Below are 24,190 nucleotides of genomic sequence, written 5' to 3'. Positions count from 1 at the left end.
TTCAGGCGTCGATGATCCAGCCTGGCTCCAGACGGGCTGCCCCGGAGGCAGCCAGCTCCTGCAGCAGTCGCTCCAGCCACTGGGCCATGTCGCCTTCGCCGTGGCGTTCGTGCTGCTGCACCAAGTAGGGTGTTTGCATGGCCCAGGCCATGAAGGCGTCGCGGGGCGCGCGTTGCCATTCCAGCAGTTTGAACTTCAGCAGCACCTTCCAGGCGTAGCGCAGGTGTTTGTCGGGTGCGTCCATAAATTGACGCAACCGGCTGCGCGCGCGGCCGATGGCGGCGGTGATGGCATCTGTACCCCCGAAGGGTCGGCCGTGTCCAGGAATCACGACCCGGGGTTGCAAGGCCTCGATCAGGTCCAAGGTGGCGCCGACCTCGGCAAAGGCCGAGTCACCGTCCAGTTCCGGAAAGACCACGCCAAAACCGTTTTCCCACAGGGCGTCGCCCGAAATGAGCACGCCGTGGTCGGCCTGAAACAGCAGGATCGCGTGCGGGTCGTGCCCCGGGGCGGCGTGGATCTGCCAGTCTCGCCCGCCGATGCGCAACGTCTCGCCCGGCGTGAGCACGCCGTCGAGCCGGAAGCGCGGACAACTCTGGCCGGTGGCGTGGTAGGTGAGCACCTGTGTGTCCCAGCGGGCCACGGCGTCGGCGTGGCCGGGCGGGATCCAGGTGGTCAGGGCCGGGAAGCGGGCCTGCAGAGCCGCGTTGCCCCCGCAATGGTCGCTGTGCAGGTGGGTGTTGAGCAGGCGCGTCAATGGGCGTTCGCCCAGGGCGGTGGTGACGAGGGCCAGCGTCTGCTCCGCATGGGTACAGTAGCCCGAATCGATCAGCGTGGCGCCGTCCGGCCCGTCGATCAGGATGTTGTTGGCCGACAGCCAGCCCCGTTCCCATACCTGGATGCCGGGGGGCAGGATGGATGGGGGGGTGGCGTGCGTCATGCTGCGAGAAGCGGGGTATAGACAGCTGCGCGATCACGGCCAGCTGTCTTGGCATCGTAAAGGGCATGGTCGGCCTCGGCGATGAGGCGATCCAGCACCGTCTGGGTGGGCTGATGGCCGATCGGCCCGGCCAACGTGGCCATGCCGATGCTCACACTGCATGTCGGCAGGCCGGGTTGGGACGAGCGGCTGGCCCGGATGCCTTCTGCCACCTGCCGGCCCTGAACGGTGGCGGGCAGAACGGCGGCCATGAATCCTGCACCCCCGAAGCGGCCCAGCACATCGATCTGGCGCAGCCGCTCGAACATGAGCAGGATGCAGCCGACGGTCATCGTCATCAGTGCAAAGGCATAACCTCCGATGTAGAGGCTCTGCAGCGGTGAGGGGTCGAAGAGGTCTGCGCCGGCGGGCAGGGAGGGGGCCGTCACGGCGCGCGCCAGCATCCACACGACCATGCACGCGAGCACGACGAGCATGAGCCGGGCCGCGAAACTTTCGTGGTCATGGCGCCAGACGGTGTAGAAGTGGTGGCTTAGCATGGCAGCCATGAAGGCACTGACCCACAGCAACCCAGCACTGTACTGAGGATTCACGATGCCCCATCCATACAGGGTCAGCGCGGTGAACCCCAGGGCTATCCAGGTCCACCGAGGTAGCCGCTCGCCGTAGAAGTGGCGGGTGCCGGCCAGGAGCAGCAACATGCCGATGGCTCCGGTCAGAAAAACGATGGTCCGAAGATCCAGCGCGGGCATGTGAGATGGTGGATCGGTGGAGGTGGTGCTCCCAGTATAGGGGGTATGGAGTGCAAAGGAGGGCAGGCGGATCACTTCTGCCGCAATTCCCGGCGCAGGATCTTGCCCACGTTGGTCTTGGGCAGCTCGTCGCGGAATTCGATGTACTTGGGCCGTTTGTAGCCGGTCAGGTTGTCGTGGCAGAAGCGCATCACCTGCTCCTCCGTGAGCGTCGGGTCGCTGCGCACCACGTAGAGCTTGACCGCCTCGCCCGAGTGCTCGTCGGGCACACCCACGGCCGCGCACTCCAGCACGCCCGGGCAGGTGGAGACGACGTTGTCGATCTCGGTCGGGAACACATTGAAGCCCGAGACGATGATCATGTCCTTCTTGCGGTCCACGATGCGGATGTAGCCGCGCTCGTCCATGATGCCGATGTCGCCCGTGCGCATGTAGCCGTCGGCGGTGAAGGTCTTGGCGTTCTCTTCGGGCTTGTTGTAGTAGCCCGGCATCACGTTCGGGCCCTTGATGCAGATCTCACCGGTGCTGCCCACGGGCAGACTCAGGCCGTCGTCGTCCTTGATGGCGATGTCGATACCGGGCAGCGGCAGGCCGATGGTGCCGGTGAACTCGGTGTTGGTGACCGGGTTGTTGGTGCCGATGGCGCACGTCTCGCTCATGCCCCAGCCCTCGATCATGGTGCACTTGGTGATGGCCTGCCATTGCTTGGCCGTGCCCTCCGAGGCCGCCATGCCACCGGCCTGTGTCAGCACCAGACTGGAAAAATCGAGCTGGCGGAAACGCGCGTTGTTCAGCAGGCCGTTGAACAGGGTGTTGACGCCCGACAGCACGTTGAACGGTCGGCTCTTGAGGGTTTCGATGAATTTCGGGATGTCGCGCGGGTTGGGGATGAGGGTGGCATGGGCCCCGTGGCGCATGACCAGCAGCATGAGGGTGAGCGCGAAGATGTGGTAGAGCGGCAGCGCCACGATGTGGTTGGCGTGCCGAACGTCACCTATCTTGTCCAGCGCCGGCGTGAACCAGGCCTCGGCCTGCAGGGTGGCCGCGATCACGTTGCCGTGGGTCAGTATGGCCCCCTTGGACAACCCGGTGGTGCCGCCGGTGTATTGGAGGAAGGCGATCGAGTCGTGGTTGACGTCGGCTGGCTTGAGGGTGAGCGACTGCCCTTTGTCCAGCGCCTTTTTGAAGGGCACGATTGTGCGGCCGTCCAGCGGCAGCTTGTAGCTCGGGACCATCTTGGCCAGGTGGCGCACGGCGAAGGTGATCCAGTGCCCGTACCAGAACCCCAGCAGGTCGCCCATGCTGGCCAGCACCACGTGCTTGACCTGCGTCCGGTCGATGACTTCTTCCAGCGTATGGGCGAAGTTTTCGAGAATGACGATGGCTTGCGCTCCCGAATCCTTGAGCTGGTGTTCCAGTTCGCGCGCCGTGTACAGCGGGTTGACGTTGACGCAGGTGTAGCCGGCCCGCAGGACCCCGGCCATGGTGATCGGGAACTGCGGCAGGTTGGGCAGCATGATGGCCACCCGTGCCCCCGTGGGCAGGCCCAATGACTGCAGATACGCCCCGAGGGCCTGGCTCAGCCGGTCCAACTCGCCGTAGGTCATCCACTCGTTCATGCAGACCGTGACGGGCTCCCGGGCGTTTTGCCGGAACGAGGCTTCGAACAGCTCGTTGAGCGAGCGGTATTGGGTGGGGTCCACCTCGGCGGGCACGCCTGGGGGATAGCTCTTGAGCCAGATTCTGTCCATGGATGGGGGGTTGTTATGCAGGTTGGGCATGGGCGTGGCAGGATTGTGGCTTGGGGGTCGCGATGGCCGTCTCAGGGCAAGCCCCTAGAAACTGTCGCGCGGGGCACACTTGGAGTGGCGGGATGACGGTGGCATGGTTGCAGCGCCTCGGGGTAGGGGTGTCTCTGCTGGTGATGGCGGCCTGGGTCTGGGCTTGGTGGGACCGTCCAGTTTGGGCGGTGCTGGGTGCGGTCGCCTTGCTGGGCGGGATGGCGCTGGCTCAGGCGTTGCATTTCCTGCTGTCGGCCTGGGTTGGGCGCCGGTCGTGGCCTCGGGGTGGGCCGAAGACGTCACCCGGTGGTTGGGTGCGGGCCTGGTGGCGCGAGGTGTGGCTGGCTTGGAAGGTGTTTGTCTGGTGGCAGCCGTTTCGCTCCGAGGCTTGGCCCGACAGTCTGGACACCGGAGCCGCAGGGCGTGCAGGGCTGGTGTTGATTCATGGCTACCTGTGCAACCGCGCCCTGTGGACCGACTGGATGCGCCATGGCCAAGCCGAAGGCCGGCCTTGCGTTGCCGTGACGCTGGATCCGGTGTTCGGTGGCATCGACGACTACGCCCCGGCCATCGAGGAGGCGGTGCAAGCCATTACCCGCGTGACGGGGCGGCCGCCGGTGTTGCTGTGTCACAGCATGGGGGGATTGGCGGCTCGGGCCTGGTGGCGTGCGTGGCGGCAAACCTGCCGGCGGTCGGGTCATGCTCCTGCGGCACTCGGTGAGCGGGTGCAGGCCGTGATCACGCTGGGCACCCCGCACCAGGGTACCTGGCTGGCGCGGTTCAGCCAAACGCCCAATGGCCGGCAGATGCGCCTGGGCAGCGACTGGTTGCAGGCCCTCGAAGCCGACGAGCCGCTGCATGAACGGACGGTGTTCGAGTGCTGGTCGTCGGATTGTGACAACGTGGTGTTTCCTCCAGGGGTGGGCGAGTTGCCCGGTGCCCGCTGGCACCGATTGCAGGGCGTGGGCCACCTCGGGCTGTTGGAAGTGCCGGAACTGCGGCAAACGGTCCAGATGCACTGGCAGGAGGCAGACCGCCGATCGCCCTTGGAGGCGGGCAAGTCCTTGCCGTTTGTCGTGTTTTCCCGATGAAGATCTTGTCAACCAAGGGAAAACCCTTATATTTCACGCATGGACCGATCTTCTCCTGCTCATGCACCCGTCAGGGCCCCCATCCGCACCCTGGGGGCGGAGCATCGGCCAGCCATTCTGAAACATCTGCTGGCGCTCGATGAGCGCGACCGTTTCCTGCGTTTCGGCTACGCCGCCACCGATGAGCACATCCGCCGTTATGTGGATGGCCTGCGCTTCGACTGCGACGAGGTGTTCGGCATCTTCAACTGGCGGCTGCAACTGATCGCCATGGCCCATCTGGCCTATATGGTCCAGGGCAGAGGCCGGCACAGCGCGGAATTCGGGGTCAGCGTGTCGCGCCATGCCCGGGGACGCGGTTATGGCGAACAGCTCTTTGCCCGCGCGGTGCGCCACGCGCGCAACCATGGGGTGACCGTCATCGTCATCCATGCCCTCAGCGAAAATGCCGCCATGCTGTCGATTGCCCGCAAAGGCGGCGCCACGGTCGTGCGCGAAGGCCCGGAGAGCCAGGCTCACCTGGAATTGCCGCCGGCGGATTTCGAGTCCAGCGTGACCGAGTTGCTGGAGGAGCAGGCGGCCCGCTCGCAGTACTGGGTGAAGCTGGGCCGTCATCGCCTGCGGCAGTGGTGGCGCAGGCTCGCCGGATGGAGCGCCCGGCTGGCGCGCCGTCGCCGGGCCGCCTGAGCCGCAGCGTGCCCAAGGGGAACATGACCGGCACGGTTGTGGGTTGTCACACGCCTGTTGTATCCTCGGGTCATCGCAACTTTGCCTACCGTCAGTGGCCGAACCCTACCCCAGTCCGTCGCCGCACCGTGCGGTGCGGCACGAAGACAAACGCGGCTTTTTGCAAAAGCTGGCCGAATTCCTCCATCCGGGGCCCGACTCCAAGGATGAGCTGATCGAAGCTTTGGCCGAGGCCGAGCACAACGACATCATCGATGCGGAGTCCCGCGTCATGCTGGAAGGCGTGCTCCGCATCGCGGACATGACCGCCGGCGACGTGATGGTGGCCGCGCCCCGCATGGATGTGATCGACATCCATGCACCGTTTCAGGACATCCTCAATACCGTCATCGAGACCGCGCACTCCCGCTTTCCGGTCTACGAGGGGGGGCGCGACAACATCATCGGCATCTTGATGGCCAAGGACCTGCTGAAGCTGCAGCGGGCCCCCGAGCTGAGCCTGCGCGCCCTGCTGCGCCCGGCCGTGTTCGTGCCCGAGAGCAAGAGCCTGAACGACCTGCTGCGCGAGTTTCGGGGCAATCGCCACCATCTGGCCATCGTGATCGACGAGTTTGGCCAGGTGGCCGGGCTCATCACGATCGAGGATGTGCTCGAAGAGATCGTGGGCGAGATCGAGGACGAGTTCGACGAAGCCGAAGACGCGGGCGATATTTTCGCCCTGGCCGACGGTTCTTGGCGTGTCAGTGGCGACACGCCGATCGAGCGGGTCAACGAGTGGTTCGAGACCCAGTTGCCCGATGACGAATTCGACACCATCGGCGGGTTGATCTCTCATGAAATGGGGCACGTGCCCAAGCGGGGGGAGCGCCACGAAGTGGGGGGGCTGTGCTTTCTGGTGCAGCACACCAAGGGTGGTGCCGTGACGTGGTTCAAGGTCACGCGGGTGACCGACAGCGCGTGATCCCGCTGCGCTGGGGCCTGGCCCTGGCGGGGGCCGGGGCGGCGCATGCCGCCGCCATGGCCTGGCCGTTGCGCGGGGGCCTGGGCTGGACGGGTGAGCCACTGCCCTGGTTGCAATGGCTGGCCCTGTGTGTGCTGGCTGCCGGCGTGCGGTGGGCGCCCAGCCGGCAGGCTGCTTTCTGGCGAGCCTGGGTTTTTGCCACCGTCTGGCTGGCGGCCACATTCTGGTGGCTGTTCATTTCCATGCATGTGTACGGCGGGCTCGAGCCCGCGCTGGCGGCGCTGGCCGTGGTGGCGCTGGCGGCTTGTCTGGGGCTGTACACCGCATTCATGGCCGCCCTGGTGTGGTCATGGCGAGCCTGTGGGCCCTGGCGTTTCGGGCTGGTGTTTGCCGCTGGCTGGACGCTGGCGGAGTGGGCCCGTGGCACCTGGCTGACCGGATTCCCTTGGGGCGCGGCCGGTTATGCCTTGGTGGACGCTTATGCGGCCTGGGCTCCCTGGGTGGGCGTGTATGGTATGGGGGCGTTGAGTGCCGGCCTGGCCGCTGGGCTGGTGGCATGGCGGTGGCGTGGCGTTCCTGCCGCCGGTGTCTCGCAGGGTGGTGGGGTCTCTCGCTGGGCGGGGCGTGTGGCCGTGCTGGTCCTGCTGCCGGTGTTGTGGTGGCCTGCTGCCGGGGTGTGGTTGGCCCAGCGCTTGCCCAGCTGGACGGTGAGCACCGGCTCTCTGCCGGTGGTGCTGCTGCAGGGCAACATTCCCCAAGACGAAAAGTTCCAGCCCGGTGTCGGTGTGCCGCTGGCCCTCGCATGGTATGAGGAGCAGGTGGCTCAGGCGCTCGAGGTGCTGGATGCGCAGGGTGGGGGACTGGTCGTGGCACCCGAGACGGCGATTCCCCTGCTGCCGCAGGACATGGACCCCGCCTGGTGGGAGCGTTGGCTCGGGCGTGTGGCCGACAGCCGCTCGGCCGTGCTCCTGGGGCTGCCGCTGGGCAACTGGACCGATGGTTACACCAACTCGGTGGCGGGCTGGTCGCCGTCGCTGGAGATGTACCGCTACGACAAGCACCACCTGGTGCCGTTCGGGGAGTTCATCCCGCCCTTGTTCCGCTGGTTCACCGAGCTGATGGACATCCCCCTGGGGGACTTCAGCCGCGGCCCGCTCGGCCAACCGACGTTCGACTGGGGCGGGCAGCGCATCGCTCCCAACGTCTGTTATGAGGACCTGTTTGGCGAGGAGCTGGCGGTGTCGTTCCGCAATGGCCACCTGGCGCCCACCGTGCTGGTGAACGTGAGCAACATCGCCTGGTTCGGTGACACGGTGGCCATCGACCAGCACCGGCACATTTCGCGCCTGCGGGCGCTGGAGCTGCAACGCCCCATGCTGCGTGCCACCAACACCGGCGCCACCGCCGTCATCGACCACCTGGGGCGGGTGCAGGCCGAATTGCCGCGTCTGACCCGTGACCGCCTACAGGCGACGGTGGAGGGGCGTGACGGGATCACGCCCTATGCGTGGTGGGCCGGGCGCTGGGGGTTGTGGCCGCTGGTGGCGGTGGCCATGGTGATTCTTCTCGGGAATGCGCGACACCGGCGTTGAGGACTGCGGCAAGATGGCTGGGTGGCCCACTAAAATGAAAGGTTGCGCCTGACGGATCTCTATCCCATGCTGACCTTTCAACACATCATTCTCAAGCTCCAGGCCTACTGGGACGCCCAAGGCTGCGCCCTCTTGCAGCCCTACGACATGGAAGTGGGGGCCGGCACCAGCCACACCGCCACCTTTCTGCGCGCCATCGGCCCCGAGCCGTGGAAGGCCGCTTACGTGCAGCCCAGCCGCCGTCCCAAGGACGGCCGTTACGGTGAGAACCCCAACCGCCTGCAGCATTACTACCAGTACCAGGTGGTGCTCAAACCCGCGCCCAGCAATATTCTGGAGCTGTACCTGGGCTCGCTGGAAGCGCTCGGCTTCGACCTGAAGCAGAACGACATCCGCTTCGTGGAAGACGACTGGGAGAACCCCACGCTGGGCGCCTGGGGCCTGGGCTGGGAGGTGTGGTTGAACGGCATGGAGGTGACGCAGTTCACCTACTTCCAGCAGGTGGGCGGCATCGACTGCAAGCCCATCACGGGCGAGATCACCTACGGCCTGGAGCGGCTGGCGATGTACTTGCAGGGCGTGGACAATGTGTACCACCTGAAGTGGACCGACACGCTGAGCTACGGCGACGTGTACCACCAGAACGAGGTGGAGCAGTCCGCCTACAACTTCGAGCACTCCGACACCGATTTCCTGTTCACCGCCTTTGCCGCCCACGAGCGGCAGGCCAAGCACCTGATGGCGCATCAACTGGCCTTGCCTGCCTATGAGCAGGTGCTCAAAGCCGCACACACCTTCAATCTGCTGGACGCGCGCGGTGCCATCAGCGTGACCGAACGCGCCGCCTACATCGGCCGCATCCGCAACCTGGCGCGCAGCGTGGCGCAGGCCTATTACGAGAGCCGTGAGCGCCTGGGCTTCCCCATGGCGCCGCGCGAATGGGTCGAGCAGATCGTGGCACAGACCGACCAGCAAGCCGCCTGAGGAAAGCCGACATGACCACGAAAAATCTGCTGGTGGAACTCTTTGTCGAGGAACTGCCCCCGAAAGCCCTGAAGAAGCTGGGCGACGCGTTTGCCAGTGTGCTGTGTGAGCAGCTCCGAACGCAGGGCCTGGCCAGCGCCTCCTCGGTGGCGACCGCCTATGCCTCTCCGCGCCGCTTGGCGGCGCATGTGACCCATGTACGCTCCAAGGCCCAGGACCAGGCCGTGCTGCAAAAGCTCATGCCCGTGTCGGTGGGCCTGACGGCCGACGGTCAGGCCACGCCCGCGCTGCTGAAAAAGCTGGCTTCGCTGGGGGCCGATGTGTCCGATCCGGCTGCCGCCGTGGCCGCGCTGAAGCGCCAGGGCCAAGGCAAGGCCGAAGCCTTGTTCTACGACAGCCTGGTGAAGGGGGTCACGCTGGACGTGGGCCTGCAGAAGGCGCTGGACGAGGCCATCCGCCAGCTGCCCATCCCCAAGGTGATGACGTACCAGCTGGACACCGACTGCGGCATGCCCCACTTTTTGCCTGGCTGGACCAGTGTGCACTTCGTGCGTCCCGCCCACGGTTTGGTGGCGCTGCACGGCGACACCGTGGTGCCGGTGAAAGCGCTGGGCCTGACGGCGGGCAACGCCACGCAAGGCCACCGCTTCGAGGCAGCCAAGACGCCGGTGGTGATTGCCCACGCCGACGCCTACGCACAGACGCTGCGCGACGATGGCGCGGTGATCGCCAGTTTTGCCGAGCGCCGCGGCGAAATCGCGCGCCAGCTCGCCGCGCGTGCCGCCGAGGTGGGCGGTGGTTGCCGCCCCATCGAGGACGACGCCCTGCTGGATGAGGTGACCGCGCTGGTGGAGCGCCCCAACGTGCTGGTGTGCCAGTTCGAGCCCGAATTCCTGGAGGTGCCGCAGGAGTGCCTGATCCTGACGATGAAGGCCAACCAGAAATACTTCCCGTTGCTGGACGCGCAAGGCAAGTTGACCAACAAGTTCCTGGTGGTGAGCAACATCAGCCCGGCGGACCCCAGCGCCGTGATCGGCGGCAACGAGCGCGTGGTGCGCCCTCGCCTGGCCGATGCCAAGTTCTTCTTCGACCAGGACCGCAAGCGGCCACTGGAGTCGCGCGTGCTGGGGCTGGCCAAGGTGGTCTATCACAACAAGCTGGGTTCGCAGGGCGAGCGCGTGGAACGTGTGAGCGCCATCGCACGTGCCATCGCACAGCAACTGGGAGGGGAGGCGCTGGCACGCCAGGCCGACCAGGCCGCCCTGCTGGCCAAGGCCGACCTGCTGACCGACATGGTGGGCGAGTTCCCCGAGCTGCAGGGCATCATGGGTGGCTACTATGCCCGCCACGACGGCCTGGGCAACGACATCGCCGAAGCGATCGAAGACCACTACAAGCCGCGGTTCGCTGGCGACGAGCTGCCGCGCAACCCCGTGGGCGTGTGCGTGGCGCTGGCTGACAAACTGGAGACGCTGGTCGGCATGTTCGGTATCGGCAACCTGCCCAGCGGCGACAAGGACCCCTTCGCCCTGCGCCGCCATGCCCTGGGCGTGGTGCGCATGCTGATCGAGAAGGACCTGCCGCTGGACTTGGGGCAAATCCTGGCAACCTCAGCAGAAGTTTTTGGTGAGCGGGTCTTTACGTCAGGACCAATGCCCAGTGAAACACCAGAGGGGTCGATTGGGATCGGAAGTATCGGGGTGAAAATCGATCCGGAAACGATTCCCAAGGTCCGCGACTTCATCTACGACCGCCTCAGCGGCAGCCTGCGCGAGCAAGGCTACAGCGCCCAGGAAGTGGATGCCGTTCTGGCCCTGCGCCCGCAGCGCCTGAGCGAAGTGGCGCGCCGCCTGGCGGCCGTGCGCACCTTTGCCGCGCTGCCCGAGGCCCCGGCCCTGGCGGCGGCCAACAAGCGCGTGGGCAACATCCTGAAAAAAGCCGATGCCGAGGTGCAGCCTGTGGTGAGGCCCGAACTGCTCAAAGAGCCCGCCGAGACCGCGCTGCATGCCGCGCTCGAGCAGGTGGCGTCCGTGGCCGATGCCGCCTGGGCCGACGGAGACTACACCGCCAACCTCAAGGCATTGGCGGCTCTCAAAGGGCCGGTGGACGCTTTCTTCGACCAGGTGATGGTCAACGCCGACGACCCAGCCCTCAAGGCCAACCGCCTGGGCTTGTTGGCCACGCTGCACCAGGCCATGAACCGCGTGGCCGACCTCTCGCGTCTGGCGGCCTGACGACATGCCTTACCCCCGCGACCTCAAACTCGTCGTTCTGGACCGCGACGGCACCCTCAACGAGGACCCGGAGGACTTTCTGCACGGCCCCGACGATTGGAAGCCGTTGCCGGGGGCCATCGAGGCCGTGGCCCGCCTCAACCACGCCGGCTGGCGGGTGGTGATCGCCTCCAACCAGTCGGGGCTGGGCCGGGGGTTGTTTGACGTGGCCACCCTCAACGACATCCATGCCCGCATGCACAAGGAGCTGGCGCTGGCCGGCGCGCGCATCGAGGCCGTGTTCTTCTGCCCGCACGCCCCCGAAGATCACTGTGATTGCCGCAAGCCGGCACCGGGGTTGTTCCTTCAGATTGCACGGCGTTTCGGCGTCCCTCCGGGGCAGATGGTCGCGGTCGGTGATTCCGTGCGCGACGCGCAGGCTGCCAGTGCCGCCGGTTGCGAGCCGCATCTGGTGCTCACCGGGCAGTCGGCCCGGCATCGGGATGGGACCGTTCCTGCCGGCCTGCCCGGCGGGGTTGCCCTTCACACCGATCTGGCCGCTTTCGCCGATGCCCTCATCAACCGCGACGCGCCGTCTTCTCTCGTGCATTCATGAACACCGTCCGCTCCGTCCTGCATCTGTTGTTCATGGGCGTGACGCTGGTGCCCTGGGCCCTGTTCGTGCTGCTGGCTTCGGTGGTCGTTCGCGGCGAGCGCTTGTATTGGATGTGCGTGGGCTGGCTGCGCGTGGTGGTCTGGGCGGGGCGCTGGATCCTGGGCATACGCAATCACGTCATCGGTTACGAGAACCTGCCCATCGGCAGCAAGGCACCGGCCATATTGCTGGTCAAGCACCAGTCCACCTGGGAGACCCTCAGCCTGCCCGTGCTCATGCCGCATCCGCTGGCTTTTGTGTTCAAAAAAGAGCTGCTCTACATCCCCTTCTTTGGCTGGGCCATGAGCCGGCTGGACATGATTCACATCGATCGTTCGAAACGGGCGCAGGCGTTCGCCAAGGTGGTGCAACAGGGGCAGCGGCTGCTCGACAACGGCACCTGGGTCATCATCTTCCCCGAGGGCACCCGCATTCCGCGTGGCCAACAGGGGCAGTACAAGTTGGGTGGCGCCCGGCTGGCCGTGCAGACCGGCGTTCCCGTGATTCCGATCGCCGTCACATCGGCCAAATGCTGGCCGCGCCGGGCCATCGTGAAGCGTCCGGGCACGGTGGAGTTCTCCATTGGCCAACCCATACCGAGCGTCGGGCGCGATCCGGAAGACCTCATGCGCGAGGTGGAGGCATGGATCGAGGCCGAGATGCGACGGCTGGATCCGCAGGCTTACGCAAGCCCGTCGTCTCAGGGTTGACGCCATGGCGGCACAGCTGGGTCTGTTCGACGAGGAGGGCGGACCGCAAGCCGGTCCCATCCCCGCGCTGTGGTGGCCACACCCGCGTGCGAACCGGGAGTGCCGCTTGGGCGAGGTGCGTGTGGCCTACGAGTTCCGGCGGGCGCGGCGCAAGAGCATTGGGTTGGTCGTCGATGCCCAGGGCCTGAGCGTGAGGGCGCCCCTGTGGGTGCCCGAGAGCGAGGTCCAGCGCTTTCTGCACAGCAAGGCCGCCTGGGTACTGGACAAGCTCAAGGCCCAGCAGTCGCGCCGTCATCTGCCGAGCCCGGTATGGCGGCATGGGGCGGCTGTTGAGTTTCTGGGGCGGTCGCTGACCTTGCGGCTCGATCCGGCGCACCATTTCGAGGGTGCCGGCGCCGCCGTGCAAGGCGAGTCTCTGTGCGTGGCCCTGCCCATGGATTGCGGCGAAGCGCGGCTGCGCGACACCGTCAAGGCCTGGTTGATGGCGCAAGCCCACAACCGCTTCATCGAGCGTTTGGACCACTATGCGCCCCTGGTGGGCGTGCGCTGGCAACGGCTGCGCCTGTCCAATGCCTCCACGCGCTGGGGCAGTGCCCATGCCGACGGCTCCATCCGCCTGAACTGGCGGCTGATCCAGCTCGCCCCCGAGCTCATCGACTACGTGGTGGTTCACGAGCTGTGCCACCTGCGGGAAATGAACCACGGTCCGGCATTCTGGCGCCTGGTCGAAGGCGTCCTGCCCGACATGGCACAGCGGCGTCGCGCCCTGCGTGGGGTAACATTGTTGACGTTGACGTAAACGTCAATCGCAGGCACCCTCTGCAACCCGACCCCGCACGTACCCATGGCCCAAGCAACGCAGTACACCATCCGCGACCTCGCCAAGGAGTTCGACCTCACCACGCGGGCCATCCGCTTCTATGAGGACATGGGCCTGCTGCAGCCGCGGCGCGAAGGCCCCGGCGGGCGCAACCGGGTCTATTCGGCGCGCGACCGCACGCGGCTCAAGCTCACTTTGCGGGCAAAACGCCTGGGTCTCAGCCTCACCGAGGCCAAGGAGCTGATCGACATGTACGACAGCCCGCGCGACACCGGCCCGCAACTGCGCAAATTTCTCGCCGTTCTGGCTGAGCACCGGCGCCAGATCGAGGAGCAGATGGCCGACCTGCAGGCCAACCTCGACGAGATCAAGGCGCACGAAAAGGAGGCGCGGGCTTTGCTGGCCAAGCTCGATGCAGGCCGGGCAGCCTGAGCCGTGACCCGGACGCGCCTGCCATGTGCAGGGTGTTTTTTCACGCCATAATTGACGTTTACGTAAACGTCAATAAACCGGAGACTTCATGACCAGCACGCAGACAGAGCGCCCCGACGCCGACCTCTGGGCCAGGGTGGAGGCCAGCCTGGCCCGCCAAGGCATGATGCAACACCTGGGTGTGCGGCTGCTGGAGGTGTCGGCCGGGCGGGTGACGCTGGCGCTGCCGTATTCCGACCGCGTCACCCAGCAACAGGGTGGTTTTCATGGTGGCGCCATGGGCGCGCTGGCCGACATCGCGGGAGGTTACGCCGGGCTGACCGTGGCGCCCGCAGGCATGGAAGTCACCACCGTGGAGTACAAGATCAACTTTCTCGCGGCTTTCCAGAGCGGCGAACTGCAGGCCACCGGCCGTGTGGTGCGCGGCGGCAAGCGCATCATCGTGACCACCGCCGAGGTGATGCACGTGGACGCCGATGGCCGACGCAGCGCCTGCGCCGTGATGCAGCAGACCCTGGTGCCGGTGACCAAAACCTATTGACAAGCGACATTCCTTCCTCGACTCTGACCCCCTTGTACCAGGAGATGACCCGATGAATGCCCTGCCCAACCTGCCCGGCCTCGATTTCATGCTCGGTGACGACATCAACGCCTTGCGCGACGCCGTGCGTGATTTCGCCCAGACCGAAATCGCCCCCCGCGCCGCCGAGATCGACCGCACCGACCAGTTTCCCATGGACCTGTGGCGCAAAATGGGCGACCTGGGCGTGCTGGGCATCACCGTGCCTGAGGAGTACGGCGGCGCCAACATGGGCTACTTGGCGCACATGATTGCCATGGAGGAAATTTCGCGCGCCTCGGCCAGCGTGGGCCTGAGCTACGGTGCGCATTCCAACCTGTGCGTGAACCAGATCAAACGCAATGGCAGCGAAGCCCAGAAGCAGAAATACCTGCCCAAGCTGATCAGCGGGGAGCACGTGGGCGCGTTGGCGATGAGCGAGCCCGGTGCAGGTTCCGACGTGATCAGCATGAAGCTGCGCGCCGAAGACAAGGGTGGCTACTACCTGCTCAACGGCAGCAAGATGTGGATCACCAACGGCCCGGACGCCGATACCCTGGTGGTCTATGCCAAGACCGAGCCGGAACTGGGCGCGCGCGGCGTCACCGCCTTCCTGATCGAGAAGGGCATGAAGGGCTTCTCCATCGCCCAGAAACTCGACAAGTTGGGCATGCGCGGCAGCCACACCGGCGAGCTGGTGTTCCAGAACGTGGAGGTGCCGGCAGAGAACATTCTGGGGGGCCTGAACAACGGCGCCAAGGTGTTGATGAGCGGCCTGGACTACGAGCGCGCCGTGCTCGCGGCCGGCCCCATCGGCATCATGCAGGCGGTGATGGACAACGTGATCCCCTACATCCACGACCGCAAGCAGTTCGGCCAGAGCATCGGTGAATTCCAGCTCATCCAGGGCAAGGTGGCCGACATGTACACCGTGCTGCAGGCCGCGCGCGCCTTCTGCTACACCGTCGGCAAGAACCTGGACATGCTGGGCAGCGAGCACGTGCGCCAAGTGCGCAAGGACTGCGCCTCGGTCATCCTCTGGTGTGCCGAAAAGGCCACCTGGATGGCGGGCGAGGGCATCCAGATCTTTGGCGGCAACGGTTACATCAACGAGTACCCGCTGGGCCGGCTGTGGCGCGACGCCAAACTGTACGAGATCGGCGCCGGCACCAGCGAAATCCGCCGCATGCTCATCGGGCGCGAGCTCTTTGCCGAGACCATGTGACGCGCGCTGCGCCGACATGAGCACCTCGTTGCCCAGACGCCTGGACTCGTCGCTGGCCCACGACATCGCCCGCGCGATGATCGACGGGTTCAACCGCCACTACCGCTTGTTTCGTACCGAGTCGGCGCGAGCCAAGCACCGTTTCGAGACCCAGGATTGGCCCGCCCAGCAGCGGGCTCAGCGCGAGCGCATCGAGTTTTACGACCTGCGGGTCAAAGAGTGTGTGCTGCGGCTGGAGCGCGAGTTCAAAGCCTCGCGCCAGCCCATGGACGTGTGGCAACAGGTCAAGCTCTTCTACGTGGGCATGCTGGTGGACCATCGCCAGCCCGAATTGGCCGAGACCTTCTTCAACTCGGTCAGCACCAAGATCCTGCACCGCAGCTATTTCCAGAACGACTTCATTTTCGTGCGGCCGGCGGTCAGCACGGAGTACATCGAGCCCGAAGACCCGCAGGCCCACACCACCTACCGCAGCTACTACCCGCAGACGCTGGCCGAACTGCGCCCCGCACTGCAGCAGATGGTGGAGGACTTTGGCCTGCGCGTGCCCTTCGAGGACCTGGCCCGTGACGTGGCCGATGTGCACGATGCCCTGCTTCCGTTGTTCGATGCTCACAAGTTGCGTCCCAACTTTCAGATTCAGGTCTTGCACAGCCTGTTCTACCGCAACAAAGGCGCCTATGCCGTGGGCAAGCTCATCAACGGGTTCCAGGAGGTGCCGTTTGCGCTGCCTCTGCTGCACAACCGCGACGGTCAGCTCCGCATCGACACCCTGCTGCACGGCGAGGACGACCTGCTGATGTTGTTCAGCTTCGCGCGGGCCTATTTCATGGTGGACATGGAGGTGCCCAGCGCCTACGTGCAATTCCTGCGCAGCATGATGCCGCGCAAGCCGCGCGCCGAGTTCTACAACGCGCTCGGCCTGGCCAAGCAGGGCAAGACGCTGTTCTACCGCGACTTCCTCTTTCACATGCGGCACAGCACCGACCGCTTTCGCATCGCCCCCGGCATCAAGGGCATGGTGATGCTGGTGTTCGACCTGCCCAGTTTTCCCTTTGTGTTCAAGCTGATCAAAGATCATTACCCGCCTCAGAAAGACACCACGCGCGAGCAGATCCGCAACAAGTACCTGCTGGTCAAGCAGCACGACCGCGTCGGCCGCATGGCCGATACGCTGGAGTTTTCCGGAGTGGGCTTTCCGCGCGAGCGTTTCAGCGACGAACTGATCGAAGAAATCCAGAAGTTTGCGCCCAGCCAGATCGAAATCGGTGACCGCAACGGCGATGGCAACATCGAGGTGTTCCTCAAGCACGTCTATATCGAGCGGCGCATGATCCCGCTCAACATCTACCTGCAAGAGTGCTTCGACGCCTTGCGCAAAGACCCGCAGGACGCCAAGGCACGCGAGCAAATGGAACACGCCGTCATCGATTACGGCAACGCCATCAAGGACCTGGTGGCGGCCAACATCTTCCCCGGCGACATGCTGTGGAAGAACTTCGGCATCACCCGCCACGGCAAGGTGGTGTTCTACGACTACGACGAAATCGAATACCTGACCGATTGCCATTTCCGCCGCGTGCCTGCGCCGAGAAACGAGGAGGACGAACTGTCGGGGGAGGTGTGGTACCCGGTTGGCCCTCGCGACGTGTTTCCTGAAACCTTCGGCCCCTTCCTGCTCGGCAATCCGCTGGTGCGCGAGGTGTTCATGAAACACCACGCCGATTTGCTGGACGTGGATTTCTGGCAGAGCCACAAGGACCGCATTCTGGCGGGTCATGTGCACGACGTTTTTCCCTATGAGCGCGAACGGCGCTTTGTTCATCAAAGGAGATTGGCATGAGCCTCACCCCCGATTCCATCGTCATCACCGGCGCTGCCCGTACCCCCATGGGCAGCTTCCAGGGCGACTTTGCCTCCCTGGCCGCCCATGACCTGGGCGCTGCAGCCATCCAGGCTGCGGTGCAGCGCGCAGGGATTGCGCCCGAGCTCGTGACCGAGGTGATCTTCGGCAACTGCCTCATGGCCGGCCAGGGCCAGGCGCCTGCCCGCCAGGCGGCACTGAAGGCCGGCCTGCCACAGAGCGCTGGAGCCGTGACCTTGAGCAAGATGTGCGGCTCCGGCATGCGCGCGGCCATGTTCGCGCACGACATGCTGCTGGCCGGCAGCCACGAGGTGTTGGTGGCCGGTGGCATGGAAAGCATGACCAACGCGCCCTACCTGCTGCCCAAAGCGCGCGGCGGTTACCGCATCGGCCACGACCGCATCTTCGACCACATGATGCTCGACGGTCTGGAAGACGCCTACCAGCCCGGCCGCAGCATGGGCACCTTTGGCGAGGACTGCGCCGCTAAGTACCAGTTCACCCGCGAGCAGCAGGACGCCTTTGCCCAGGAAAGCGTGCGCCGTGCCCAGCGCGCCACGCAGGACGGCAGCTTTGCCGCCGAAATCACCCCGGTCAAGGTGCAAGAGCGTTCGGGCGAGCGCGTGGTCAGCATCGATGAAGGCCCGGGCAAGATCAAGATCGACAAGATCCCGGCGCTCAAACCCGCTTTCAAAAAGGATGGGACCATCACCGCCGCTTCCAGCTCCAGCATCAACGACGGGGCCGCCGCGCTGGTGATGATGAAGGCCGCCACCGCTGCGAAGCTGGGCAGCCGGCCTCTGGCGCGCATCGTGGCCCACACCACCCACGCCCAGGCGCCCGAGTGGTTCTCCACCGCGCCGGTGGGCGCCACCGAAAAGGTGCTGGCCAAGGCCGGCTGGAGCGTGGCCGACGTGGACCTGTGGGAAATCAACGAGGCCTTCGCCGTGGTGCCGATGGCGCTGATGCACGACCTGAAGGTGCCGCACGAGCGGGTGAACGTCAACGGCGGCGCCTGTGCGCTGGGCCACCCCATCGGGGCGAGCGGCGCCCGCATCATGGTCACGCTGATCCATGCGCTGCAGGTCCGTGGTCTGAAGCGTGGCGTCGCCACCCTGTGCATCGGTGGTGGCGAAGCCACGGCCGTGGCGCTGGAGCTTCTATGATCGGGGCCTGAAGCACTGGCGCGGTGCCAGGGCGGGAGAGATGTATGATGCGCTTTGAGACCCGTATCCTTCTGTCGGTGGTGGTGCCGACGGTCCTGTTCATATTCGGTCTGGCGGCCAGCATGGCCGGGCTGGTGTACACCAAGCAGCAGTTTGGCGGCTACGTGGAAACCGAGCAGCGCATCCGCTCCGACCTGTCCGAGATGTACGCCCAAGGCCTGCAGATGGGGCAGGCCTTGCGCAACGTGGTGCTCAACCCCGGTGACCAGCGCGCTGTGGAGAACCTGAACAACGCCCGTAGCGCCTATGAGCGCGCGTACGACAGCGTCTCGAGGGTCTCGCAGGGCACGGCATTCGAACAGCCGGTCCGGGGGCTGGCGGCATTGCGCCAGACCCATGCCCAGGCGCAGGAGGCGGTGCTGGCCAAGGTGCGTCAGCAGGCCGACGACACGGTGACCACGCTCAGCGGCGTCGAGACGCCGGCTTGGCGAGCCTTGCGTGCCGAATTGATCCAACTCATCGAACAGTCGGGAGCCGCCTCGGACGAGGTGTACGGCACGGTCAATCGCAACGTGGACCGCCTGGTGATGCTGGCGCTGGCGGCTGCGCTGGTGGCCCTGGTCGTGGCTGTTGCATCCACGCTCTACATCCTGCGCACACTCAAGCGCGAGCTGGGTGGCGACCCGGCCGATGCCCGCATCGCCATCGCTCGCATCGCCGATGGCGACCTGGCCCTTGCCTTGAATGCCAGTTCGCGCGCCGACAGCCTCATGGGCGCCCTGGTGCGCATGCAGCAGTCCCTGCGCCGGCTGGTCGGCGAGGTGCGGCAATCGACCGACAACATCACCAGCGCCAGTGACGAGATCGCCACCGGCAGCCAGGATCTGAGCCAGCGCACCGAGCGCACGGCGGCCAACCTCGAGGAGGCCGCCGCTTCTGTCGTGCAGCTGACAGGTTTGGTCCGTCAGTCGGCCGATGTCTCTCGCCAGGCCAACCAGTTGGCCACCTCGGCGGCCGATCTGGCAGCGCGCGGCGGACAGGAGGTGGGGCAGGTGGTGGCCACCATGAGCGACATCCAGTCCCGTTCCCAGAAGATCGCCGACATCATCGGCGTGATCGACAGCATTGCCTTCCAGACCAACATTCTGGCCCTCAATGCAGCGGTCGAGGCGGCGCGGGCGGGTGAACAGGGGCGGGGTTTTGCCGTGGTCGCTTCCGAGGTGCGCGCGCTTGCCGGGCGCAGCGCCGAGGCGGCCAAAGAGATCAAGGCGCTCATCGGCGCCAGCGTCGAGCGGGTCGAGACGGGTTCTTCGTTGGTGGTCCATGCCGGCCAGACCATGGAAGAGATCGTGCTTTCGGTGCGGCGCGTGGCGGATCTGATCGGCGAGGTCTCGGCCGCCATGTCCGAGCAAAGTGCCGACATTGGCAATGTGAACGGAGCGGTCGAACAACTCGACCAGATGACCCAGCAGAATGCCGCGCTGGTGGAGGAGTCCACCGCAGCGGCCATGAGTCTGCGCGAGCAGGCTCAGCATCTCAACCAGTTGGTAAGTACCTTCAAACTGTAGAAACCGGATAGCCCATGCTGCTGACTCAAGACCAGGAAATGATCCGCGACGCGGTGCGCGCCTTTGCCCAGGAGCAACTGTGGCCCCATGCCGCGCAGTGGGACAAAGAACACCATTTCCCCAAGGACGCCCACCAGGGCCTGGCGGCACTGGGGTGCTACGGCATCTGTGTGCCGGAGTCGTATGGCGGCGCCGGGCTGGACTACCTGACGCTGGCCGTGGTGCTGGAGGAGATCGCTGCGGGCGATGGCGGGGTGAGCACCACCATCAGTGTGACCAATTGCCCGGTCAACGCCATCCTCATGCGCTATGGCAACGCGGCCCAGAAGCAGCGCTGGCTGGTGCCGCTGGCCAAGGGGGAACTGCTCGGCGGCTTTTGCCTGACCGAACCGCACGTGGGCTCCGACGCCTCGGCTCTGCGCACCACCGCCACCAAAGACGGCGATCACTATGTGCTCAACGGCGTCAAGCAGTTCATCACCAGCGGCCAGCACGGCGATGTGATGATCGTGATCGCCGTGACCGACAAGGCGGCCGGAAAAAAGGGCATCAGCGCCTTCATCGTGCCCACGAACACGCCGGGTTATGTGGTCGCGCGGCTGGAAGACAAGCTGGGCCAGCACAGCAGCGACACGGCGCAAATCCAGTTCGATCAATGCCGCATCCCGGCCGAGAACCTGATCGGCGAGGAGGGCGACGGTTACAAGATCGCCCTGAGTGCGCTGGAAGGCGGGCGCATTGGCATCGCGGCGCAGAGCGTGGGCATGGCCCGCAGCGCGCTGGATTTCGCCATCGACTACGCCAAGCAGCGCGAGAGTTTTGGCCAACCCATCTTCAACCACCAGGCGGTGGGCTTCCGGTTGGCTGAATGCGCCACGCAACTGGAAGCGGCGCGCCAGCTCACCTGGCACGCGGCCAGCCTGCGCGATGCCGGCCGGCCCTGCCTGAAAGAAGCGGCCATGGCCAAGCTGTTCGCCAGCGAGGTGGCCGAAAGGGTGTGTTCCGCCGCCATCCAGACGCTGGGTGGCTACGGGGTGGTGAGCGACTTCCCGGTGGAGCGCATCTACCGCGACGTGCGTGTGTGCCAGATCTACGAGGGCACCAGCGACGTGCAGAAGATCCTGATCCAGCGCAACCTGTAACAAGGCGGTTCTGCGCGGCAGGCGTCTAATGGCGCCCAGGCGGCGCCGGGCGGGCGCATAATCCGGCCTATGTCACACAGGAACGGTTCCTGCCCCGTCACCGATGACCCGCGTCGAGGCTTCGCCTGGGCGCTACGGCCACTGACCGGCGGCCAGATTCTCCAGAAAGTCTTTGGCGCTCTCAGGTAAAGCATGAACATCATCATTCTGGGCGCAGGCCGCGTGGGTGAGAGCGTGGCGGAAAGCCTCGTGTCGGAGCAGAACGACATCACCGTCATCGACCAGGACCCGGCGCGTCTGCGGGCGCTGGAGGAACGGCTGGACCTGCGCGGCGTGGTGGGCAACGGCATCCAGCCCTCGGTGTTGCGCGAAGCCGGCGCCAAGGACGCCGACATGGTGATCGCCTGTGCCGCCGCCGACGAGTCCAACCTCGTGGTGTGCAAGGTGGCGCACGACGTTTTCAACGTGCCGACCACCATCGCGCGTCTGCGCTCGCCCGAGTTCATCGAGGGCGACGAGCTCATGTCCAAAACCGGCTTTGCGGTGGACCGCGTGATCTGCCCCGAGGAGTCGGTGATGCGCTACATCCACCAGCTCATCGACTATCCCGAGGCGCTGCAGGTGCTGGAGTTCGCCGAGGGTCGGGTGTGCCTGATCGCGGTGCGCGCGGCCGCCGGCGGCGCATTGGTGGGACACACCATCGGCGAATTCCGCGACCTTCTGCCCCACGCCGAGATGCGCGTGGTGGCGCTGTACCGGCTCGACACCGAGATGGAGGCCACCAGCAACACCCGCATCCTGCCTGGGGACGAGGTGTTCGTGCTGGCAGCGAGCGACAAAATACGCCATGTTCTGGCAGCCATCCACAACATCGACAAGCCGGTCCAGCGTGTGATGATCGCTGGGGGTGGCAAGGTGGGGCTGCGGCTGGCGCGCAGCCTGGTGGGGCAGTGCCACGTCAAGATCATCGAGCACAACCCCAAGCGTTGCGAATACCTGGCCAGCCAGTTGCCGTCCAGCGTGCTGGTGCTCAACGGCGATGGCGTGGACGAAGACCTGCTGCTGGAAGAAAACGTGGCCGAGATGGACCTGTTCGTGGCGGTGACCAACGCCGATGAAGACAACATCATGGCGGCCATGCTGGCCAAGCGGCTGGGGGCGCGGCGCGTCATGTCGCTGATCAACCGGCGCGCCTATGCCGACATGATGCAGGGCAGCACCATCGACATCGCGATTTCGCCGGCGCAGACCGTGATCGGCGAATTGCTGGCCCACATCCGCCGGGGCGACGTGGTGGCGGTGCACAGCCTGCGCCGGGGTGCCGCCGAGGCGCTGGAAGGGATCGCCCGTGGCGATGTCAAGACCTCCCGGCTGGTGGGCCGGCGGGTCGAGGAGATCAAGCTGCCCAAGGGGGCCCGTATCGGTGCCATCGTCCGCGGCGAGGGGCGGGGTGCCCAGGTGCTTATGCCCCATCACGACACACTCATCGAGGCCGACGATCACATCGTCATTTTCATTCCGAACAAACGGCTGGTGCGTGAGGTCGAGAAGCTGTTCCAGGTGAGCGCCACTTTCTTCGGATGATCATGCACCTGTTCGGCCCGGCGCTGGCGCTGCTGTCTCGCATCATGATGGCGTTTGCCTTCGCCAACCTCGTTCCGCTGGGTTGGGCCTGGTTCGAAGACGACGAGACGCTGCGTGCCGTGTGGGGCGCGTCGTTCGGTTTTACCTTCGGCTGCGGCTGGCTGTTGTGGTACGTCACCCGGGCGCACGAGCGCGAGCTGATGGCGCGCGACGGCTTCCTGCTGGTCAACCTCGTGTGGGTGGTGCTGACCGCGTTTGCAGCGGTGCCGCTCATGTTCACGGTGCCCGACATCACCTGGAGCAAGGCCTACTTCGAGGCCATGAGCGCTCTTACCGCCACCGGGGCCACCGCGCTGACCGGGCTGGATCATTTGCCGGTGTCGGTGAACATCTGGCGCTGCTTCCTTCAGCTCATCGGGGGCTTGGGCATCGTGCTGCTGGTGGTGGCCGTGCTGCCCCTGCTCGGTCTGGGCGGGGTGCAGCTCTACAAGGCCGAAACCCCGGGGCCGATGAAGGACGCCAAGTTCACGCCCCGCATTTCCGAGACGGCACGCGGCCTTTGGGGGGTGTACTTCCTGTTTTCTGCGGCCTGTCTGCTGGCGTACCGCTGGGCGGGCATGAGCTGGGCCGACGCCTTCATGCACATGTGCACCACCATGGGGCTGGGCGGCTTTTCCTCGCACGACGCCAGTTTCGGCTACTGGAACTCCCCCCAGATCGAGACCGTGGCCATCGTGTTCATGACGCTGGCCGGCATCAGTTTCCTGCGTTACTTCGTGGTGTTGCGCTCCCTCTCGCTGCGGCCCATCACGGGCGATCGGGAAATCCGCTCCTACTTCTTCGTGCTCGCCGGCTCCATCGTGCTGGTGACCGCCATGCTGACCTGGCACCACGTGGAGCAGGACTGGCTGGTGGCGTTGCGCCGCAGTGCCTTCCACGTGCTGTCGCTGGCCACCACCACCGGCTACGCGGCGGAAGATTACGCCCTGTGGCCGGTATTCGTGCCGGTGTACCTGATGTTTCTGGGCTGCTTCGTGTCGTGCGCGGGTTCGACCGGCGGTGGCATCAAGATGGTTCGCATGGTGCTGCTCGTCAAGCAGGCGCGGCGCGAGCTGGTGCGCATCATCCACCCGCGTGTGGTGAACCCGGTGACCATGGGCGGGCAAACCATCGCCCCCTCCACCATGACCACGGTGCTGGGCTTCATGCTGATCTACGGCGCGGCCACCATGGGGCTGACCTTTCTGATGCTGATGTCGGGGCTGGACATCGTGACGGCGTTTTCCTCGGTGGTGGCCACGGTCAACAACATTGGGCCGGGCCTGGGTGAGGTGGGACCCAGCAGCAATTACGGCAGCCTCAACACGTTCCAGCTCACGGTGCTGAGCTTTGCCATGCTGCTGGGGCGGCTGGAACTGCTCACCGTGCTGGTGCTGTTCACGGGCCATTTCTGGCGGCGTTGAA

Annotated in this window: 21 protein-coding genes; 18 read left to right on the top strand and 3 right to left on the bottom strand. The window is 65.7% G+C overall.

From position 1 onward, the window contains the following. Position 1: 1 nt before the first annotated feature. The 3 genes from HZS63_RS01555 to HZS63_RS01545 all read right to left on the bottom strand — a co-directional run bounded on the left by HZS63_RS01555 (position 2) and on the right by HZS63_RS01545 (position 3,443). On the bottom strand, positions 2-940 hold the full coding sequence (locus tag HZS63_RS01555) for an MBL fold metallo-hydrolase (protein ID WP_180682253.1): 939 nt from the start codon (positions 938-940) through the stop codon (positions 2-4). After that, positions 937-1,641, bottom strand: coding sequence for a diguanylate cyclase domain-containing protein (locus HZS63_RS01550; RefSeq protein WP_180682252.1), 705 nt, complete (start codon positions 1,639-1,641; stop codon positions 937-939). Before HZS63_RS01550 ends, HZS63_RS01555 begins: the two co-directional genes overlap by 4 nt. A 122-nt stretch (positions 1,642-1,763) precedes the next feature. Further along, entirely contained in the window at positions 1,764-3,443 is a 1,680-nt protein-coding gene (locus HZS63_RS01545; protein ID WP_180682251.1) for an AMP-binding protein, read from the bottom strand. A gap of 122 nt (positions 3,444-3,565) precedes the next feature. On the opposite strand from HZS63_RS01545, the gene HZS63_RS01540 reads away from it, so the two are divergent. The 18 genes from HZS63_RS01540 to HZS63_RS01455 all read left to right on the top strand — a co-directional run bounded on the left by HZS63_RS01540 (position 3,566) and on the right by HZS63_RS01455 (position 24,189). After that, the gene (locus tag HZS63_RS01540) at positions 3,566-4,564 is read left to right on the top strand and encodes an esterase/lipase family protein (protein ID WP_180682250.1); all 999 of its coding nucleotides are present in this window, start codon (positions 3,566-3,568) and stop codon (positions 4,562-4,564) included. 39 nt (positions 4,565-4,603) lie between these two features. Then, the gene (locus HZS63_RS01535; protein WP_180682249.1) at positions 4,604-5,251 is read left to right on the top strand and encodes a GNAT family N-acetyltransferase; all 648 of its coding nucleotides are present in this window, start codon (positions 4,604-4,606) and stop codon (positions 5,249-5,251) included. A 94-nt stretch (positions 5,252-5,345) separates the two neighbouring features. Then, complete coding sequence (locus HZS63_RS01530; protein ID WP_180682248.1) at positions 5,346-6,212, top strand: transporter associated domain-containing protein; 867 nt, start codon at positions 5,346-5,348, stop codon at positions 6,210-6,212. Then, positions 6,176-7,804 (top strand): apolipoprotein N-acyltransferase, encoded by a 1,629-nt coding sequence (gene lnt / locus HZS63_RS01525; protein ID WP_343039936.1) that lies wholly within the window; start codon positions 6,176-6,178, stop codon positions 7,802-7,804. The genes HZS63_RS01530 and lnt overlap by 37 nt, the downstream gene beginning before the upstream one ends. A gap of 66 nt (positions 7,805-7,870) precedes the next feature. After that, positions 7,871-8,788, top strand: a complete 918-nt coding sequence (glyQ, locus tag HZS63_RS01520) for a glycine--tRNA ligase subunit alpha (protein WP_180682247.1) — start codon at positions 7,871-7,873, stop codon at positions 8,786-8,788. 11 nt (positions 8,789-8,799) lie between these two features. Then, entirely contained in the window at positions 8,800-11,022 is a 2,223-nt protein-coding gene (gene glyS, locus HZS63_RS01515; protein WP_180682246.1) for a glycine--tRNA ligase subunit beta, read from the top strand. Between the two features lie 4 nt (positions 11,023-11,026). Then, a complete protein-coding gene (gene gmhB, locus HZS63_RS01510; RefSeq protein ID WP_180682245.1) occupies positions 11,027-11,617 on the top strand; it encodes a D-glycero-beta-D-manno-heptose 1,7-bisphosphate 7-phosphatase in 591 nt (196 codons plus the stop codon). Next, positions 11,614-12,366, top strand: a complete 753-nt coding sequence (locus tag HZS63_RS01505; RefSeq protein WP_180682244.1) for a lysophospholipid acyltransferase family protein — start codon at positions 11,614-11,616, stop codon at positions 12,364-12,366. The genes gmhB and HZS63_RS01505 overlap by 4 nt, the downstream gene beginning before the upstream one ends. Before the next feature lie 4 nt (positions 12,367-12,370). Then, a complete protein-coding gene (locus HZS63_RS01500) occupies positions 12,371-13,165 on the top strand; it encodes a M48 family metallopeptidase (RefSeq protein ID WP_180682243.1) in 795 nt (264 codons plus the stop codon). A gap of 45 nt (positions 13,166-13,210) precedes the next feature. Next, positions 13,211-13,618, top strand: coding sequence for a MerR family transcriptional regulator (locus HZS63_RS01495; RefSeq protein WP_180682242.1), 408 nt, complete (start codon positions 13,211-13,213; stop codon positions 13,616-13,618). Between the two features lie 88 nt (positions 13,619-13,706). After that, positions 13,707-14,159, top strand: a complete 453-nt coding sequence (locus HZS63_RS01490; protein WP_246316076.1) for a PaaI family thioesterase — start codon at positions 13,707-13,709, stop codon at positions 14,157-14,159. Positions 14,160-14,211: 52 nt separating this feature from the next. Then, positions 14,212-15,402, top strand: a complete 1,191-nt coding sequence (locus HZS63_RS01485; protein WP_180682241.1) for an isovaleryl-CoA dehydrogenase — start codon at positions 14,212-14,214, stop codon at positions 15,400-15,402. 16 nt (positions 15,403-15,418) lie between these two features. After that, positions 15,419-17,245, top strand: a complete 1,827-nt coding sequence (aceK, locus tag HZS63_RS01480; protein ID WP_180682240.1) for a bifunctional isocitrate dehydrogenase kinase/phosphatase — start codon at positions 15,419-15,421, stop codon at positions 17,243-17,245. After that, positions 17,242-18,432: an acetyl-CoA C-acyltransferase gene (locus tag HZS63_RS01475; RefSeq protein ID WP_180682239.1), complete on the top strand. Its 1,191-nt coding sequence runs from the start codon at positions 17,242-17,244 to the stop codon at positions 18,430-18,432. Before aceK ends, HZS63_RS01475 begins: the two co-directional genes overlap by 4 nt. Before the next feature lie 47 nt (positions 18,433-18,479). Beyond that, positions 18,480-20,000 carry a methyl-accepting chemotaxis protein gene (locus tag HZS63_RS14080; RefSeq protein WP_180682520.1) on the top strand — a complete coding sequence of 507 codons (1,521 nt, stop codon included), beginning with the start codon at positions 18,480-18,482 and terminating at the stop codon, positions 19,998-20,000. 14 nt (positions 20,001-20,014) lie between these two features. Beyond that, a complete protein-coding gene (locus tag HZS63_RS01465) occupies positions 20,015-21,142 on the top strand; it encodes an acyl-CoA dehydrogenase family protein (RefSeq protein WP_180682238.1) in 1,128 nt (375 codons plus the stop codon). A 192-nt stretch (positions 21,143-21,334) separates the two neighbouring features. Further along, positions 21,335-22,726, top strand: coding sequence for a Trk system potassium transporter TrkA (gene trkA, locus HZS63_RS01460; RefSeq protein ID WP_180682237.1), 1,392 nt, complete (start codon positions 21,335-21,337; stop codon positions 22,724-22,726). Positions 22,727-22,728: 2 nt separating this feature from the next. Beyond that, positions 22,729-24,189 carry a TrkH family potassium uptake protein gene (locus HZS63_RS01455; RefSeq protein WP_180682236.1) on the top strand — a complete coding sequence of 487 codons (1,461 nt, stop codon included), beginning with the start codon at positions 22,729-22,731 and terminating at the stop codon, positions 24,187-24,189. Position 24,190 lies beyond the last annotated feature (1 nt).

It is taken from the genome of Tepidicella baoligensis, from assembly GCF_013432195.1.
Lineage (GTDB): Bacteria > Pseudomonadota > Gammaproteobacteria > Burkholderiales > Burkholderiaceae_C > Tepidicella > Tepidicella baoligensis.
The sequence above is the reverse complement of the archived record's forward strand: the minus strand, read 5'-3'. Positions and strand labels throughout refer to the sequence as shown.